The organism is Atopobium deltae (genome assembly GCF_001552785.1).
Classification (GTDB): domain Bacteria; phylum Actinomycetota; class Coriobacteriia; order Coriobacteriales; family Atopobiaceae; genus Atopobium; species Atopobium deltae.
The window spans coordinates 1-15,345 of the sequence record NZ_KQ959486.1 but is presented as its reverse complement, the minus strand read 5'-3'; the positions used below and the strand labels follow the sequence as shown (position 1 = coordinate 15,345).

Below are 15,345 nucleotides of genomic sequence, written 5' to 3'. Positions count from 1 at the left end.
TCGCCGCCGGCGCAGCCTGACACGCCGTAGCTTGGCGCGCTGCAGTCTGACGCGCGCCAACACAATGACGCGATCCGACGGTCTTATCGTCCGTTTATGCCTCTGCCGTCTGGTGGAAGAGGGTCGTAATACGCATTTTGCGCCAGCTTGCGCAGACCAAAGCCAACGAACGTCCAAAACAGCACGAAGAGCCAATCGAGCGCCGAAAGACTGCTCGACACGAGCGGCAAAGCAATAAAAATGAAGAGCAGCGTAGAGTTGATGCACGAGATCGTGATGCCGATTTTTCCGGCAGGCACGCGATACGGGCGCGCGAGATCGGGCTCCTTAAAGCGCAAATACAAACAGGCGTAGGACGACATCAAACACGAAAAAATAAATCCCGCCGAGGCGATGCTCGTCAGCGGTGTAAGGAGTACATGTCCTAAAAACGGTCCTATGAGCGTTAAAAGTATGAGCAGGTAGTAGGCCACGTTTGGAACATGACCCTCATCGTCAATATGGGCGAGAAGAGCGGGAAGTTGGTGGCGTTTCGCTAAGGCATAGGCGATACGCGCTGATGCCGCTAAAAAGGCATTCATGGGTCCAAGCGAACCAAAAATAACAATAAAAAGCATGACGGTGTACACGTGAATATTGAAATGCTTCAGCGCGTGAAAGGCGGGATCGGCATGCTGAATAAATTCTCGCCATGGCAGGATCGTGCCAAATGAATAAATGCACACGAGGTAAAAACAACCGGTCGCAATAATCGCGAGCGAGATGACCTTACCAAATTTTGACCAATTCAGTCCTTGAGCTGCCTCTTCGGCGTGCATGGTGATCGTATCGAAGCCCGCATAATAAAAGGGCGCAAGCGCCAAGACGGCGACAATGCCGTGCGGCAACGAGAGCGCCACGGGGGTATGGCTCGCAATGTCGGGAACGCTAGCGAAGGTGGGCAGCGCATTGGTTTCGGATCCAACCGATAAGGTCGAAATAATGACGATAGCCATACCAATGAGCAGCGTCTTCGATAAAAATGAAGAGAGGCGTGCTTCGGGGATAACACCGCGCAAATTTCTATTGAGGACAAAAAGACAGCAGCCCACTGAAATGAGCACGGGCCACAAATAGATGTCGGTGTTCAAAATGGTATACAGCTTGATGCTGGTCAGCCACGAAAAAATAGGGAATTGCGACAGCTGTGTCGATAAGAGCCTCGAAATGACGATCGCTTCCCACGGGCAAATAATGGCGTTGCTCAAAAGCAAAAACCATCCACAAATAAATGAGGGCAGCTCACCAAACGCGCGATGTACGTGCTCCACAATGCCGCCCGCCACGGGCATGGCGGCCGTGAGCTCGCTGAAGGCCGCACCCACGGGAATCAGAATAAGCGTAACAAGTAAAAAGGCATACATGGTAGGAAGCGGTCCTCCACCATGCATGATCCAGGTGCCTACCAGCAGCGCCCAACTGGTGCCAATGGTGGCGCCAAACGCGATGATAAAAAGATCCCAGAGCGAGAGCACCTTTTTTAAGCTGGGCTTATCGCTTTTAAAACTCGCTTTCTCGGCGTGCGCGGCAGCATGTGCGGAAGCATCACCACTATGTTGAGAAGAACTACCTGTCATACCATTTCCTTTAAAAGACTTCCTTGAAGCATAGCAGCTAATGCGCCTCTTTTGCACCCCATGAGCACAGCAAACCTTCGCTGGTAGCTTTTATCCGTTAATCGCTAGCCCGTTCCCGATAATCGGTTTGTTCTAAGCGCTTATAGGATAGTTTCAAAACACATAAGAACTCCTTAGTACTCTATAGATGGCACGAAAGTGTTCATCGTAAGGTGCACCATCAAGTAATAGTTAATTACTCCACAAACGTCATGGGAGGGATTGATGTCAGACAAAAATGTAAGTGCCGAGGCTGCTGGTGGCATGAAAAAGGAGTTGTCACTCTTTAACTTCTTTACCATCGGTTTTGGCGCAATTATTGGCACAGGCTGGGTTCTGCTTGTAGGTAACTGGATGGTTATGGGCGGCGGTCCTATTCCAGCTATGATTGCCTTTGCCCTTGGAGCTATCTTTCTTGTTCCCATTGGCATGGTCTTTGGTGAACTTACCGCCGCAATTCCCATTTCGGGCGGCATTATTGAGTACGTAGATCGTACCTACGGCCGTACGATGGGATTCTTAACAGGTTGGATGCTTCTGTTGGGCAACGCTCCGCTGTGCCCCTGGGAAGCCATTGCTATTTCCACCCTGTTGACGGACCGCTTTGCAGAGTTTCCTGCGCTTGCGTGGCTTCGTTCCATAAAGATGTATACGCTTTTGGGTGCAGACGTATATCTGTGGCCCACCGTTATTGCGCTTGCTGCCGCAGCGTTTGTTATCTTTTTGAACTTCCGCGGTGCTGGTGCTGCTGCCAAGCTTTCGTCCTTCCTTACCAAGGCCCTTCTCACGGGTATGATTTTGGCCATGGGCATTTCCTTTATGACTGGATCTCCCAGCAATGCGATGCCCGCCTTCTCGCAGGTCAAGGACACCGCTGTTGGTTCTACCGAGGCGACAAGCCTTATCGGCGGCGTTATGGCAGTTCTTGTTATGACCCCCTTCTTCTATGCTGGCTTTGACACTATTCCTCAGCAGGCGGAAGAGGCTTCCGAGGGTCTTGACTGGAAGAAATTCGGTATTATCCCCGCGCTTGCCTTGATGGCATCTGGTGGATTCTATCTGATTTGTATCTACGCCTTTGGTTCCATTACCGACTGGCACCAGTTTGTTATTCCTGCCGTACCTGCCCTGGCAGTACTTGAGCACATTAACCTGTGGTTCTACCTTGCCATGCTCATTATTGCAACTCTTGGCCCCTTAGGCCCCATGAATGCATTCTTTGGTGCCTCCACGCGCCTAATGCTTGCCCTAGGTCGTAAGAAGATGCTTCCCGAGTCCTTCGCCGAAATTGACCCCAAGTCTGGTGCACCCAAGACAGCAAACTATGTCTTGGCAGGCCTGACCCTTATTGGACCGTTCTTGGGACGCAACATGTTGGTTCCTCTGACCAACGTTGCCGCTCTTGGCTTCATCTTTGCCTGCACCATGGCTGGTTTTGCGTGCTTTAAGCTCCGCAAGACCGAGCCCGAGCTGCCTCGTCCGTACAAGGTCAACGGTGGCATGGCGGGTATTGGTGCTGCAATTCTTGCTGGTCTTATCATCATCGGTTTGATGGTTATGCCCTTCAGCCCTGCAGCCTTAAAGCCTATTGAGTGGATTATTACCTGCTCGTGGATCGTTATCGGATTTGTTATCCTCTTCGCTTTTGGCGGTGCTAAGGAGCCACAGAAACAATAGGCTAAATATACGCACAGTTTTATAAAGCAAAAACGATCTGTAGGCTACTCGAGTAAGTAAAATACAGCGTCGCTTTCAACCCGGCGTCGCAAGCATTGTGGCGCCGGGTTTTTTCGGCAACATCGTGCGTGTTGTGTAGCAGGTTTAGCCAGTGGTGCGCAGCAAGATGCGGCAGATTTGGCGCTGCGGTGTACGCGGTGATGCGTGCGAGATTTCGAAATTGAAGATTTCGTTTTCGTAAATGAATGTGATGAGGGTGCGCAGGAGGTGCAAGGTGCCTTATATTATAGGTGGCATACTCTGTGCAATTATTGCGTGCTTGCCTAATGTGTACCTTTTGGAAAAGACAAAGGTATCTGACCGGTGTCCCTCATTCATAGCAGCGCTTGTGGGTATTGTTGGATCGTACGTTTTTTTGGCAGCATCGATGGTCATAGTGATAATTGTGACAAAGATGTATGCGTTTGTATTTTCGATGGCAGTAGTGGTAACATTCCTTGCGTTTTGGGGAATCGAGACAGCGAGCGTCACGCAATTTTATTCTCGTAACACGCGCGGCGTCTCAGAAGGAAGGGACGAATTGTGAATCCTCTCTCCAACCTACCGGGTGAGATGGAAGAACTGCTGAATGGCTTCCTGTCCCAGCCTATCAAAGGCAATTTGGTTGTAGGTTTTACGAACTACATCTTTTGGATGATTGTGGCGATGACGTGCTTGTTTGCCCTTTTCTTTGTATTCAAAAAGAAGCAAGCACAAAGCCTCGTTCCTCAGGGCGTGTTTGTAAACACGATGGAGTCAGCCATTGATTTTGTCAAAGATGACATCTGCAAAAATGTCCTTGGTGATTCGTGGAAGCAGCATTTTCCTTTCTTGGCAGCTCTTTTCTTCTTCATCCTTATTAACAACATTGTGGGTCTTGTTCCAGGAGCACATCCCGGAACGGGTACTATTGGCGTCACTGGCGCATTAGCCGTGTGGTCATTCGTCTACTTTGTGCTTGTAGGATGCAAAAAGATGGGTGTCTTTGGCTATGTCAAAAGCCTTGCCCCCAAAGGAGTTGCATTCCCGATTAATGTTTTGGTTTGGCTCATTGAGGTCTTCTCGACATTCTTGCGCTTGATCACGCTTTCCGTGCGTTTGTTCTGTAACATGTTTGCAGGGCACATCGTCATGGGCATGTTTGCGATTCTTGCAGCCCTGTTTGTCGAGCCCATGCTCCATAATTTTTCGATGATGGCTTTGGGGCAGGCAAGTGCCTCCATCTTTTGGGTGCTCATGCTTATTGCTATCTACCTCGTAGAAATTATGGTAGCGGTCATTCAGGCTTACGTATTCACGCTTCTTTCGAGCGTCTATATTCAGCTTGTTGAGCAGGCGCACTAGCAGGCGCGCTAGCAGGCGCGCGATGCGCGAACACGTGCGCAAGGTGCAAAACCTTAGCGCGCAAGGAGCTTCGAGCAGATACATCTTTACGAGCGTCTGCTGAGCATATACATTATTGTCTTTAAGTCACTTCAAAAGGAGAAGTGAACGACAAAGGAGGAATTGTGGGAGTTTTTGGATACGCCCTTTGTGTAGCCGCTGCAGCTTTTGGTATTGCTGTTGCAGCCTATAGTGCTGCTACCTCAATGGCACGTCAGCCAGAGGTACAAGGTCGTCTGTTTACGGTCTTTATTTTGGCATCCGCTTTTATTGAAGCACTGGCGCTTATCGGCTTCGTAGTTACGCTCATGGTGAAATAAGACTCTACGAGAGAATCCGTTTCCAACTTGGAGGAACAATATGAGCTTTAGGAAAGAATGGGCAAGGGCGCCTCTTGTTATAGGAATAGTTGGTGGTGTTTTTTTAGTACCATCGATCGCACGTGCTGAAGGCATTAGCGGCGCAGATGTTTTGCTTCCAAAGCCTGCAGAGTTCATCCCAGCACTTGCTGCCTTTTTGGTGATCTGGATTATCATGGCCAAGTTCATTTGGCCCCCAGTCTTAAAGGCGATGGAAAATCGCCAACAAAAAATTCAGGACGATCTTGATGCGGCAGAGCAGTCCAAGCTCGCTGGCGAGAAGATCCGCGAACAGTGCAAAGCAAACATTGCCGAAGCACAAAAGCAAGCGGACGCTATTATCACCGAAGCGAAGAAGGACGCAGAGTCTCTGCGCACCCAGATCCTGGAAAAAGCCCAAGAGGATGCTTCGGCAACTATTGCCAAAGCTCGTGATGCTGCGGCAGTCGAGCGCAAAAAAGCAATGGTTGAGCTTTCTGAGTCAGTGGTTGATTTGTCGGTCGAAATTGCTGGAAAGATCATCGGGGGTTCTCTGTCCGATGAGCAGCAACGTCGACTTGCAGAAAAATATCTACACGAAGTGAGTGCAAGCCATGAGCAACAGTCCTAAAGACCCAACTCGGGCAGAGATCTATGCACGCTCTTTGATTGCAGAGGAGCAAAAGACAAAGCTCCCGCCTAAAGATCCCGCTCAGTTGGACCAAGCGATCAAATTTTTGTCAGAGGTATTCGAAACACTTGTGACCATGCGTAGTAACAACGACCTCGGTCTTCTCGACCAGGTGGTCAGCGAGTATAAAAACATTTTGGATTCCAAAACTGACGTTATTCAAGTAAAGTGCACTACTGCGGTTTCGATGGACGATCAACTTCGTCAGGCGGTGCGCGTCAAGCTCGAGAAGGAACTGAATACAGCAGTTTCGCTCGTAGAAAACGTGGATCCATCGATCTTGGGCGGTATTGTCCTTGAGATTCGAGGCGATAGATACGATGCTTCTATTCGTGCTCAGCTCATGAATGTTAAAGAAGCTTTGTATGCTACGTATTTCGGAAGTGATGTTTAATGACAGATACGTTCAGTTCTGCTGATATCATGAAGGCCCTGCGCGATCAGCTTTCTACCATCAGCACTACTGTCGACCAGTGCGAGGCATCAGTCGTTTTGTCAGTTGGCGACGGTATTGCTATGGTGTCTGGTCTACAAGCTGCCATGGCTGGCGAACTCTTGCAGTTCACAAGCACGTCTACGGGGCACACCTCGTATGGCTTGGTGCAAAACCTTGAGGAGGACCGCGTTGGTGCTGTTCTTTTTGGTGATGCGGGAGCCATTAAAGAGGGAGACGAAGTGCGAGCTTTGGGCCGCATTATGGATATTCCTGTCGGCCGTGAGATGCTTGGTCGTGTCGTAAATTCCCTGGGCCAGCCCATTGATGGCAAGGGCACCATTAATGCCACCGCGCGTCGCCCCATTGAGTTTAAGGCGCCTGGCATTATGGCACGCCAACCAGTGTGCGAGCCGGTCCAGACTGGTCTTATCGCCATTGACGCTATGGTGCCCATTGGCCGTGGTCAGCGTGAGCTCATCATCGGAGACCGCAAAACGGGTAAGACGGCTATCGCTATCGACACCATTATTAACCAGCGCAATTCCGATATTATCTGCATCTACGTTGCGGTGGGTCAGAAGGCTTCCAAGGTGGCAGCCATTCGCGAGACCTTTGCGAAGCACGGCATTTTGGATAAGACCATCATCGTGCTGGCTTCGGCATCCGACTCCGCGCCTATGCAGTACATCGCTCCTATGGCGGGCGCTGCTATCGGTGAGTACTTTATGTATAACGATAAGGACGGCAATCCTGCCGATAAGGACCACCCCGGCGGACATGTTTTGATCGTCTATGATGACCTCTCCAAGCAGGCTGTTGCATATCGTCAGATGTCGTTGACCTTGCATCGTCCACCAGGGCGCGAAGCGTACCCTGGCGACATCTTCTATTTGCACTCACGTTTGCTTGAGCGTGCGGTCAAGATGAACGACGAACACGGCGCGGGCTCTATGACGGCGCTTCCTATTATCGAGACGCAGGAAGGCGACGTTTCGGCCTACATTCCCACAAACGTCATCTCCATTACCGACGGACAGATTTACCTCGTGCCGAGCCTGTTCTTCCAAGGACAGCGCCCCGCTATTGACGTTGGTATTTCCGTTTCGCGTGTTGGTGGATCGGCACAGCTCAAGGCCATGAAGCAAGTCGCTGGTACCCTGCGTTTGGATCTGGCGGCCTTCCGCGAGAAGCAGGCATTTGCGCAGTTCGGCAGCGACCTGGATGCCACAACGCAGTATCAGCTTAGCCACGGCGAGCGCATGATGGAGCTTCTGAAGCAGGGTCGCTATGCGGCACTGGATGTTGCCGACCAGATCATCGTTTTGTTCGCAGGTAAAGAGGGCTATCTGGACGACTTGCAGGTCGAGCAGGTGGTACCGTTCCGTGACGAACTCACGCAGTATATGATCGAGCGCTATCCCGAGATCCGCGAGCAGCTTCGTGGTGGACGCATTACCGATGAGCTTGCCGAGAAGATCAATCGCATTATCACCAAGTTTAAAGCGCTCTTTTTGAGCGGTGACACAATGAGTGGTGACACAAGCAATGTCTAACCTTCGCGCGATAGCAAAGCGTATCAGTTCGGTTAGAGCAACCATGCAGATCACGCGTACGATGGAGATGGTGTCCACGGCCAAGATCCGTAAGGCCCTGGAGCGCTCGGAAGAGGCCGCCCCTTACAAGGACGCCATCAAGCGTATGCTTTCCAACGTGGTCGATGCGACACTTGACACCTCGCAGCCGCTTTTGGTGGTGCACAAAGAGGTGCACGCCGCCTTACTTATCGTCATCGCCTCCGATCGAGGACTGGCTGGTGGCTTTAACGTAGCAGTGCAGCGACGCGCACACAATGAGGCCGAGAAGCTCCACAAGCAGGGGATCGAGACGCGCATCATAACCTGCGGCCGCAAGCCGACGGAATTTTTCGGCGCGCGCGGCATCAAGCCAGTGATGTCGTTTATCGGCATATCCTCGGAGCCAACGACCGACCAGGTTGACCACATCTCGTCGTACGTTATTGATGGCTATAGCAGCGGTGCTATCGATAAGGTCATCATCTATTATCAGCACGCCAAGAACCGCGTGGACCAGCAGTTGGTTGCCGAGCAGCTTTTGCCCATCGAGACAGAAAATCTGTTCGTGCCAAATGACCCGCGCCATCCCGAGGCACTGTACGAAATTACGCGTACGAAGTACGAGAAACTCTTTGAGTTTGATCCGTCTGCGTCGGCTGTCTTGGGTTATTTGATGCCAGCCTACGTTCGCACGGTTATTTTGCACGCATTGTTGGACTCCGCTGCCGCTGAGCACGGAGCGCGCCGTCGCGCGATGAAGTCCGCGACGGACAATGCCCAAGACGTTATCACGCGTTTGAGCCGTACGTATAATCGCGTAAGGCAGGGCTCGATTACGACCGAGCTGAACGAGATTATCGGCGGTGCAGCCGCATTGGAGGACAAGTAATGGCAGATAAGACACAACCAACCAGCGTATTCGAGGAAGCTGAGCTTGCCTATGCGAATCGTAGTGCTGGCGATGGCACCATTATTCGTGTCGTCGGATCAGTTGTTGATGTACAGTTTGCTGATCACGTGCCAGATATCTATAACGCACTTAAGGTACAGGGCTCAACTGCCATAGGAGAGATTGAACTGACCCTTGAGGTCGAGTCTCAACTTGCTAATAACGTGGTGCGTACCGTCGCAATGGACTCGACCGACGGTCTGCGTCGAGGCATGACCGTGCATGACACGGGTGCCCCCATGCAGATGCCTGTTGGCGAGCAGACCTTGGGTCGTGTATGGAATGTTATGGGCAAGCCCGTTGATGGCTCCGAAGTGCCCGAGGGCCTGACCTACTATCCCATCCACCGCAAGGCTCCAAAGTTTAATGACCTGACAACCAAAACCGAGATCTTCGAGACGGGCATTAAGGCTATTGACCTGCTCGAACCCTATGTTCGTGGCGGTAAGACGGGACTGTTTGGTGGCGCTGGCGTTGGCAAAACCGTTCTGATCCAGGAACTTATCAACAACCTTGCACAGGAGCACGGCGGCACTTCGGTCTTCACTGGTGTTGGCGAGCGTACCCGTGAAGGTACGGACCTGTTTTTGGAAATGACCGAGTCGGGTGTTATCAATAAAACCTGCTTGGTTTACGGCCAGATGAATGAGCCACCAGGGGCTCGTCTTCGTGTTGGTCTTGCGGGTCTTACCACGGCAGAATACTTCCGTGACCAGGGGCAAGACGTACTTCTCTTTATCGATAATATCTTCCGCTTCTCACAAGCAGGCTCCGAAGTATCGGCACTGTTGGGCCGTATGCCTTCCGCAGTTGGCTACCAGCCCACGCTCGCGACCGAGATGGGTGACTTGCAAGAGCGTATTACTTCGACGCGCGAGGGTTCCATTACGTCGGTACAGGCCGTATACGTCCCTGCCGACGACTTGACCGACCCTGCGCCCGCGACGACCTTTACGCACTTGGACGCCACAACTGTTTTGTCTCGTGCCATTACTGAGCTGGGCATTTATCCGGCAGTTGACCCGCTGGCCAGCTCCAGTGACGCGCTCGATCCTTCTGTCGTTGGCGAGGAGCACTACCGCGTTGCGACTGCTGTTCAGGAAACCTTGCAGCAGTATTCTGACCTGCAGGACATCATCGCGATTTTGGGTATGGACGAGCTTTCGGAAGAGCAGCGCCTGATCGTTGATCGCGCACGTAAAATTCAGCAGTTCCTCTCGCAGTCGTTCCACGTTGCCGAGAAGTTCACGGGTAATCCTGGTGTGTATTGCCGCATCGAGGATACTGTCCGCTCGTTTGCCGCTATTATCGATGGCGAATGCGATGACATTCCCGAGCAGGCATTCCGCTTTGCAGGTACCATCGACGATGTGCGTCAGCGCGCCGCAAAACTTGCGCAAGAAGCTGCTGAGGACGAGAGGTAGTCATGGCGTACCTGACCTGCAAGTTTGTACGTCCCGATAAACAGCTCTATGAGGGGCGTGTGGCTTCGGTCGTCCTTATTACCCACAGCGGTGAGATGGGCATTTGGCCGTCGCACGCTCCCGAGATCTGTGCTTTGGGAGATGGTGTCGTTCGCTTAAACGGTCTTGAGGAAGACGGTGGCGAGCTCCATACCGTGCTTGTATCAGGGGGTTACGCCGAGGTTGTTGACGACATGGTGGTCATTATCGCTGATCATGCGCGTAATACGAACGACATTGACATCGTGGCTGCCGAAGAAACGCGTCAGAAGGCCATTCGTGCCCGCGACGAGTTTCCCGAGGGCGACCATCGCCGTGCATATTATGAGAACAAGATTCATTGGTGTGATCTCCTGCTACACTATGGAAAGCAATAAAAGAAAGCAGTAAAACGTTTATTGGCGCGTCGCGCACGCATGTCGCCTGTTGCTGGTGCGCCGTGCGTGCGTACAGTGCTGGCGCGCCATATGCGCCATGCGCGTCATGTATCAGGAGGATCGATGGACGTTATTCAGATTGAAGGGGGACGCCCCATTTCTGGCGAGGTAAGCGTCTACGGAGCCAAAAATTCAGCCCTTAAATTGATGGCTGCAACAGTCATGACCTGCGGAAAAACAACCCTTACCAACGTCCCCGACATTTCTGACGTTCATATCATGGGCAAGGTGCTAAAGCGCCTTGGTGCGCAGATTACCGTTGCTGGCAAGCACGAACTTATCATCGATACCACACAGGTTGACAAGTGGAGGACCCCGTACGAGCTTGTTGTGCAAATGCGCGCATCAACAGCTGTGCTGGGGCCACTGCTCGCGCGCTTTGGCAAGGCTGTTGTCGCTATGCCAGGCGGGTGTAATATTGGCGCTCGCAAAATCGACATGCATATTTTGGGGCTCGAGGCTTTGGGTGTTGAGTTCGATGTCTCGCACGGAAATATTCATGCATCGGCGCCGCATGGCATTAAAGGAGCCTCGGTGACGCTTGAATTTGCCAGCGTGGGCGCAACCGAAAATCTTATGATGGCCTCCGTTCATGCGAAGGGTACGACCATTATTGACAATGCCGCGCGTGAGCCCGAGATTGTTGACCTTGCTAACATGCTTAACGAGATGGGCGCGCATATTAGAGGCGCTGGAACCCCACTGATCGAAATCGAAGGCGTTGATGAGCTGCATCCCGTGGAGCACCGCGTGGTGGGCGACCGCGTCGAGGCCGCAACGTTTTTGGCAATTGGTGGTTTGACGGGCGGCCCCGTGCGTGTTTCGGGTTTTGAGCCTGTTCATTTGGGTATGGTCCTCAAAAAATTCGAGGCCATGGGCATTACGATCGACCGCGGCGATCATGAAGTCGTGGCAAGTCGTACGCGTCCGCTGCAGCCTGTCGATATTCAAACACTGCCGTTCCCAGGATTTCCTACTGACGTGCAAGCGCAGGCCATGTGCGTGTTGGCACTTGCAAATGGTAACTGCGTCATTACCGAAAACGTTTTTGAGAATCGCTTTATTTTTGCCAGTGAGCTCTCGCGTATGGGTGCCGATATTACCATCGAGGGGCATCACGCCATTGTGCATGGCGTGAAGTGTCTATCGGGAGCGCAGGTTAAGGCCCCTGATCTTCGTGGTGGTGCAGCTCTTGCTATGGCGGGCCTTGTTGCCGATGGCACTACGACTATCAGCGCGATTCATCACATCGACCGCGGCTATGAGGGCTTTGTCGACAAACTGGTCTCGCTCGGCGCGGACGCTCGTCGCTGCTCGTTGGAAATTGAAGAATAAGGGTGGTAAACTGAAAGCGAGCGGGAAACTGAAAAAACGGTAAAACGCTGTAGCAGCACACCTGTGCGCAGCGCTCCTGCGGGCAGCGCACAGCGGAAGGTCTAACGCAGCGCTTCTGCGGGCAGCGCACCGTCGCTGTAGTCCCCGCCGCCTGAATAGCAAAAGAATAGCCAGGAGGTCAAGATGTCCGCGACTGAATCTTTTGATGAGCATCGCCTTTCGATGGCAAGTGAAGATTATCTTGAAGCTATGTATCGCCTTACCATTGCCGATGGTGACAATCCCATGGGCATTCGCTCTGTGGATGTGGCAGAGCAGCTCAATGTTTCAAAAGCAAGTGTTAACAAAGCCATAAATACCCTCAAAGAAGCGGGCTGCGTCGAACAAACTCGCTACGGTCGCATTGTGTTGACCGACTATGGTCGCGAGTACGGCTCGGAGGTCTGGAGAACGCACAAGGTTTTGCGCGCCTTTCTCATCAAAGACTTGGATGTCAATCCCGAGGTCGCCAACGAAGAGGCCTGCCTTATGGAGCATGCGCTTTCTCGCGATACAATCCGCCGCTGGCTTGCCTTCCTGGAAAATCAGGGCTTTTCGATTGATGATGAGGATGACGAGCAGTTCGTCGGTAACGTCACGGTAAAACCTGTTTTTGATACCACTCCCAAGCATCCGAAAAAACAGGGCGCGGACACGCGGTCTACTGACGAGAAGCCCGTCACAGCATGATGAGCGCGGATGGGCATTACGCTTGTTCGTTGTGGAACCGTCCCACGCATGATGGCGCTACCGAAGAGGCATCTAATGACCTGGGACAGATACTGACGGGGCAAATCCCCCAGTGCTTGGTCTTCTCGGCAGGCTTGTCGGGATTTTTAGCTGAACTGCCGTTCGCCGAAACCATGTGCGATGCCTTGTGGGTAACTGAGGAGCCCGAAACCTTAACGCAACTCTACAACATGCAGATGGGGGCAGGTGCCGCGGCGTTGGTTACGCAAACACGCCAGTGCTCTGTTGATAAACTCCGCAAGCTCGACGAATCGTTGCGGGTCGAAAGCCTGTGTTTTCAGGCTACCCGCGCTGCGTATAAGGCAGCTCCGCGCTTTGTGCTCGGGCTTATCGATCATGTAGAAGATGCCGATTCTGCAGAAGATGCACGGCTGTATGCTCAGCAGGCGCAAGCATTTGCGAAGGCTGCAGCGCATGGAATTGTGCTTTACGATATGCCTTCCGTTGAGGCTGCAACACAGGCACTGTGCGCCATACGACCTGTGTTTTCTCGTCCGCTGATGTGTTGCTTGTCTCAACAAGCGTTGGTAGATGAGATGTGTCAAACGCCGCAGTCGCCGCAAACACCCGAGCAAGTTCCACTCACACCAAAACAAGTACAACAACGCTCGTTGCAGCACGTATATCAGCGCTTAGTCGAGCTGGGCGCCGACGCCGTAGGATTTAGCAATGTTTCGACAAGCTTTGCTCGATCCGTGTGCAAAGATTCTGTGGCTGCGGCCGAGCAGTGTGGCTGCGGCTGTCTTTTTGTTGTGACAGACACAATTCCCGCGAACGAAGTATTTCCGCAGGATATTAATGCTCTTCTCGATAGCGGTGTTCGCATTATTGGCGTTGGCAATACCTCAAATATCAATCTTGTTGCAGACATTGCTCGCTGCATGAACGACGCCTAACGCGTGTGCAAACGCTCTGTGTGCAAACGCTATTACTGTGAAGCCTTTTTAGATTCGAGATAAATGGTTTAGAGTATGTTCGAGTGCTTGCGCCTCGACACCGCACGTGTTTGCACCTGTCGCGCGCACTTACACTTTGTAAACCTACGAAAGGATCGACACATGAAGGCTCTTATTCCTGCGGCTGGATTGGGGACCCGTTTCTTACCTGCTACTAAGTGCACTCCCAAGGAGCTCCTGCCCGTTATTGATAAGCCTGTCATCCAATATGTCGTCGAAGAAGCGCTGGCGCCCGCTGGCGTCGACGAGTGCATCATTATCAATTCGCACGAAAAACCCCAGATCGAAGCCTATTTTTCGGAAGATTCCGCCTTCGAGCAGCTCCTCGCGATTCGCGGAAAGGACGCCGAGCTTCAAAAGGTTACCGATGCGCGCAACCTTTCCGTTTCGTTTGTCTACCAGGAGAAACCGCTCGGCTTAGGCCATGCCGTGCATTGTGCTGCCAATAAGATCGACGGCGAGCCATTTTTTGTCCTTTTGGGCGATTATTTTGTTCTCAACAAGCAGATGAACATCAAGATGGCGACCGTTTCTGCGGCGCACAACAATGCTTCCGTCATTGCTGTGGCCCCCGTTCCCGCTGATCAGGTAAGCCGTTACGGCATCATCGCAGGCGAATGTGTGGGCAGCCTTGACGGATATAACGCAACGGGCGAGGAAAATGGCGCCATTTGGAAGGTTACAGGGCTTGTCGAGAAACCCTCCGTTGAAGAAGCTCCTTCTCATCTGTTTATTGTGGGGCGCTATTTGCTTTCGCCGCGCATTATGGATTTGTTGGCCGACCAAACCCCTGGCGCGGGTAACGAAATTCAGCTCACAGATGCCATGGAGCGCCTGCTTGCTGAGGAAGAGATGTATGCCGTCGTTATTGACCCACAAGAGGGTTGCGATACGGGCACTCCCGCAGCATGGGCGGCAACCAATGCGCGTTTGGCGCTTGCCTCCGATGGTGCGCAGGCATTTAAAGAGGCGCTTGGCGAAGACTTTGTCACGGCTCTGTGTCAAGGCTAAGCTGGCCTTCCCATCTGCACATTCAATGGCATAGCTCTCGAAAGCGTCGGTCTTCTCGCCGCGATGATTGCATTTTTAGGACTCTTTTTTATGCCACAATCAGAAGGGCTGGATGTTGTGGGCAGCGCAGCCTCGCAATGTTTGTGGCGTCTCTCATTTTATGGATTACCAAGCCGTTTCCCATTTATCTGACCTCGCTCATAGCAGTGGTGTTGTTGCCGCTGCTCAAAGTGGTCGAGTCGCAAAAGGTTTCTTTTGGAACGTTGGGCTACGGCATTATTTGGCCCATGGGCGCCGCCTTTGTGCTGGCCTCGGCAATGAGCGCTTCCAACTTGGGAAAGCGCATCGCGCTGACGCTGGTCACCAAATTCGGCAAAACGCCAAAACGAACACTTTTCGTGCTTGTGGTGGTCAACTTTATTCTGGAGTTTTTTGTGCCATCGACAACCGCACGGGCCGCTTTATATATCTACACGGTTTTTCTCGTCCGCCCCATCTGCCCGCGAGCCCGCTCCATTTGTCCGTAAGCGAGCAAAAGCTCAGCTACAGCAAATAGAGCGCGCATATAGAGAAGACCTTGTATGTGTTTGAAATATGAATTTAGATCAAATT

The 15,345-nt window shown here is 52.3% G+C and carries 15 protein-coding genes; 14 read left to right on the top strand and 1 reads right to left on the bottom strand.

Going from position 1 to position 15,345, the window contains the following annotated elements; translation table 11 throughout:
- Positions 1-83: 83 nt before the first annotated feature.
- On the bottom strand, positions 84-1,616 hold the full coding sequence (locus tag HMPREF3192_RS01395; protein WP_082715536.1) for an APC family permease: 1,533 nt from the start codon (positions 1,614-1,616) through the stop codon (positions 84-86).
- A 264-nt stretch (positions 1,617-1,880) separates the two neighbouring features.
- On the opposite strand from HMPREF3192_RS01395, the gene HMPREF3192_RS01390 reads away from it, so the two are divergent.
- The 14 genes from HMPREF3192_RS01390 to HMPREF3192_RS01320 all read left to right on the top strand — a co-directional run bounded on the left by HMPREF3192_RS01390 (position 1,881) and on the right by HMPREF3192_RS01320 (position 15,260).
- Complete coding sequence (locus HMPREF3192_RS01390) at positions 1,881-3,332, top strand: APC family permease (protein ID WP_066304712.1); 1,452 nt, start codon at positions 1,881-1,883, stop codon at positions 3,330-3,332.
- Between the two features lie 582 nt (positions 3,333-3,914).
- Positions 3,915-4,715, top strand: coding sequence for a F0F1 ATP synthase subunit A (gene atpB, locus HMPREF3192_RS01380; protein ID WP_066304706.1), 801 nt, complete (start codon positions 3,915-3,917; stop codon positions 4,713-4,715).
- Between the two features lie 164 nt (positions 4,716-4,879).
- Positions 4,880-5,074 (top strand): ATP synthase F0 subunit C, encoded by a 195-nt coding sequence (locus HMPREF3192_RS01375; protein ID WP_066304704.1) that lies wholly within the window; start codon positions 4,880-4,882, stop codon positions 5,072-5,074.
- A 40-nt stretch (positions 5,075-5,114) separates the two neighbouring features.
- Positions 5,115-5,723, top strand: a complete 609-nt coding sequence (gene atpF / locus HMPREF3192_RS01370) for a F0F1 ATP synthase subunit B (protein ID WP_066304702.1) — start codon at positions 5,115-5,117, stop codon at positions 5,721-5,723.
- Positions 5,707-6,177, top strand: a complete 471-nt coding sequence (locus HMPREF3192_RS01365) for a F0F1 ATP synthase subunit delta (protein WP_066304701.1) — start codon at positions 5,707-5,709, stop codon at positions 6,175-6,177. Before atpF ends, HMPREF3192_RS01365 begins: the two co-directional genes overlap by 17 nt.
- Entirely contained in the window at positions 6,177-7,772 is a 1,596-nt protein-coding gene (gene atpA, locus HMPREF3192_RS01360) for a F0F1 ATP synthase subunit alpha (protein ID WP_066304700.1), read from the top strand. The genes HMPREF3192_RS01365 and atpA overlap by 1 nt, the downstream gene beginning before the upstream one ends.
- On the top strand, positions 7,765-8,682 hold the full coding sequence (gene atpG / locus HMPREF3192_RS01355) for an ATP synthase F1 subunit gamma (RefSeq protein ID WP_066304698.1): 918 nt from the start codon (positions 7,765-7,767) through the stop codon (positions 8,680-8,682). Before atpA ends, atpG begins: the two co-directional genes overlap by 8 nt.
- Positions 8,682-10,166 (top strand): F0F1 ATP synthase subunit beta, encoded by a 1,485-nt coding sequence (gene atpD, locus HMPREF3192_RS01350; RefSeq protein WP_066304696.1) that lies wholly within the window; start codon positions 8,682-8,684, stop codon positions 10,164-10,166. The genes atpG and atpD overlap by 1 nt, the downstream gene beginning before the upstream one ends.
- Before the next feature lie 2 nt (positions 10,167-10,168).
- The gene (atpC, locus tag HMPREF3192_RS01345) at positions 10,169-10,582 is read left to right on the top strand and encodes an ATP synthase F1 subunit epsilon (RefSeq protein ID WP_066304694.1); all 414 of its coding nucleotides are present in this window, start codon (positions 10,169-10,171) and stop codon (positions 10,580-10,582) included.
- A 123-nt stretch (positions 10,583-10,705) separates the two neighbouring features.
- Positions 10,706-11,977, top strand: coding sequence for a UDP-N-acetylglucosamine 1-carboxyvinyltransferase (gene murA / locus HMPREF3192_RS01340; RefSeq protein ID WP_066304693.1), 1,272 nt, complete (start codon positions 10,706-10,708; stop codon positions 11,975-11,977).
- A gap of 183 nt (positions 11,978-12,160) precedes the next feature.
- Positions 12,161-12,706 carry a metal-dependent transcriptional regulator gene (locus tag HMPREF3192_RS01335; protein WP_082715535.1) on the top strand — a complete coding sequence of 182 codons (546 nt, stop codon included), beginning with the start codon at positions 12,161-12,163 and terminating at the stop codon, positions 12,704-12,706.
- On the top strand, positions 12,703-13,662 hold the full coding sequence (locus HMPREF3192_RS01330) for a homocysteine S-methyltransferase family protein (protein WP_066304692.1): 960 nt from the start codon (positions 12,703-12,705) through the stop codon (positions 13,660-13,662). The genes HMPREF3192_RS01335 and HMPREF3192_RS01330 overlap by 4 nt, the downstream gene beginning before the upstream one ends.
- Before the next feature lie 162 nt (positions 13,663-13,824).
- Entirely contained in the window at positions 13,825-14,733 is a 909-nt protein-coding gene (locus tag HMPREF3192_RS01325; protein WP_066304690.1) for a UTP--glucose-1-phosphate uridylyltransferase, read from the top strand.
- Positions 14,721-15,260 (top strand): SLC13 family permease, encoded by a 540-nt coding sequence (locus HMPREF3192_RS01320; protein WP_269447675.1) that lies wholly within the window; start codon positions 14,721-14,723, stop codon positions 15,258-15,260. The genes HMPREF3192_RS01325 and HMPREF3192_RS01320 overlap by 13 nt, the downstream gene beginning before the upstream one ends.
- Positions 15,261-15,345 lie beyond the last annotated feature (85 nt).

Excerpts from the sequence above, each read along its gene's own strand:
- HMPREF3192_RS01335 (WP_082715535.1), top strand. The coding sequence starts at position 12,161 with ATGTCCGCGACTGAATCTTTTGATGAGCATCGCCTTTCGATGGCAAGT.
- atpA (WP_066304700.1), top strand. The coding sequence starts at position 6,177 with ATGACAGATACGTTCAGTTCTGCTGATATCATGAAGGCCCTGCGCGAT.
- atpD (WP_066304696.1), top strand. The coding sequence starts at position 8,682 with ATGGCAGATAAGACACAACCAACCAGCGTATTCGAGGAAGCTGAGCTT.
- atpG (WP_066304698.1), top strand. The coding sequence starts at position 7,765 with ATGTCTAACCTTCGCGCGATAGCAAAGCGTATCAGTTCGGTTAGAGCA.
- HMPREF3192_RS01390 (WP_066304712.1), top strand. The coding sequence starts at position 1,881 with ATGTCAGACAAAAATGTAAGTGCCGAGGCTGCTGGTGGCATGAAAAAG.
- atpF (WP_066304702.1), top strand. The coding sequence starts at position 5,115 with ATGAGCTTTAGGAAAGAATGGGCAAGGGCGCCTCTTGTTATAGGAATA.
- HMPREF3192_RS01330 (WP_066304692.1), top strand. The coding sequence starts at position 12,703 with ATGATGAGCGCGGATGGGCATTACGCTTGTTCGTTGTGGAACCGTCCC.
- HMPREF3192_RS01395 (WP_082715536.1), bottom strand. The coding sequence starts at position 1,616 with ATGACAGGTAGTTCTTCTCAACATAGTGGTGATGCTTCCGCACATGCT.
- murA (WP_066304693.1), top strand. The coding sequence starts at position 10,706 with ATGGACGTTATTCAGATTGAAGGGGGACGCCCCATTTCTGGCGAGGTA.
- HMPREF3192_RS01365 (WP_066304701.1), top strand. The coding sequence starts at position 5,707 with ATGAGCAACAGTCCTAAAGACCCAACTCGGGCAGAGATCTATGCACGC.
- HMPREF3192_RS01325 (WP_066304690.1), top strand. The coding sequence starts at position 13,825 with ATGAAGGCTCTTATTCCTGCGGCTGGATTGGGGACCCGTTTCTTACCT.
- atpC (WP_066304694.1), top strand. The coding sequence starts at position 10,169 with ATGGCGTACCTGACCTGCAAGTTTGTACGTCCCGATAAACAGCTCTAT.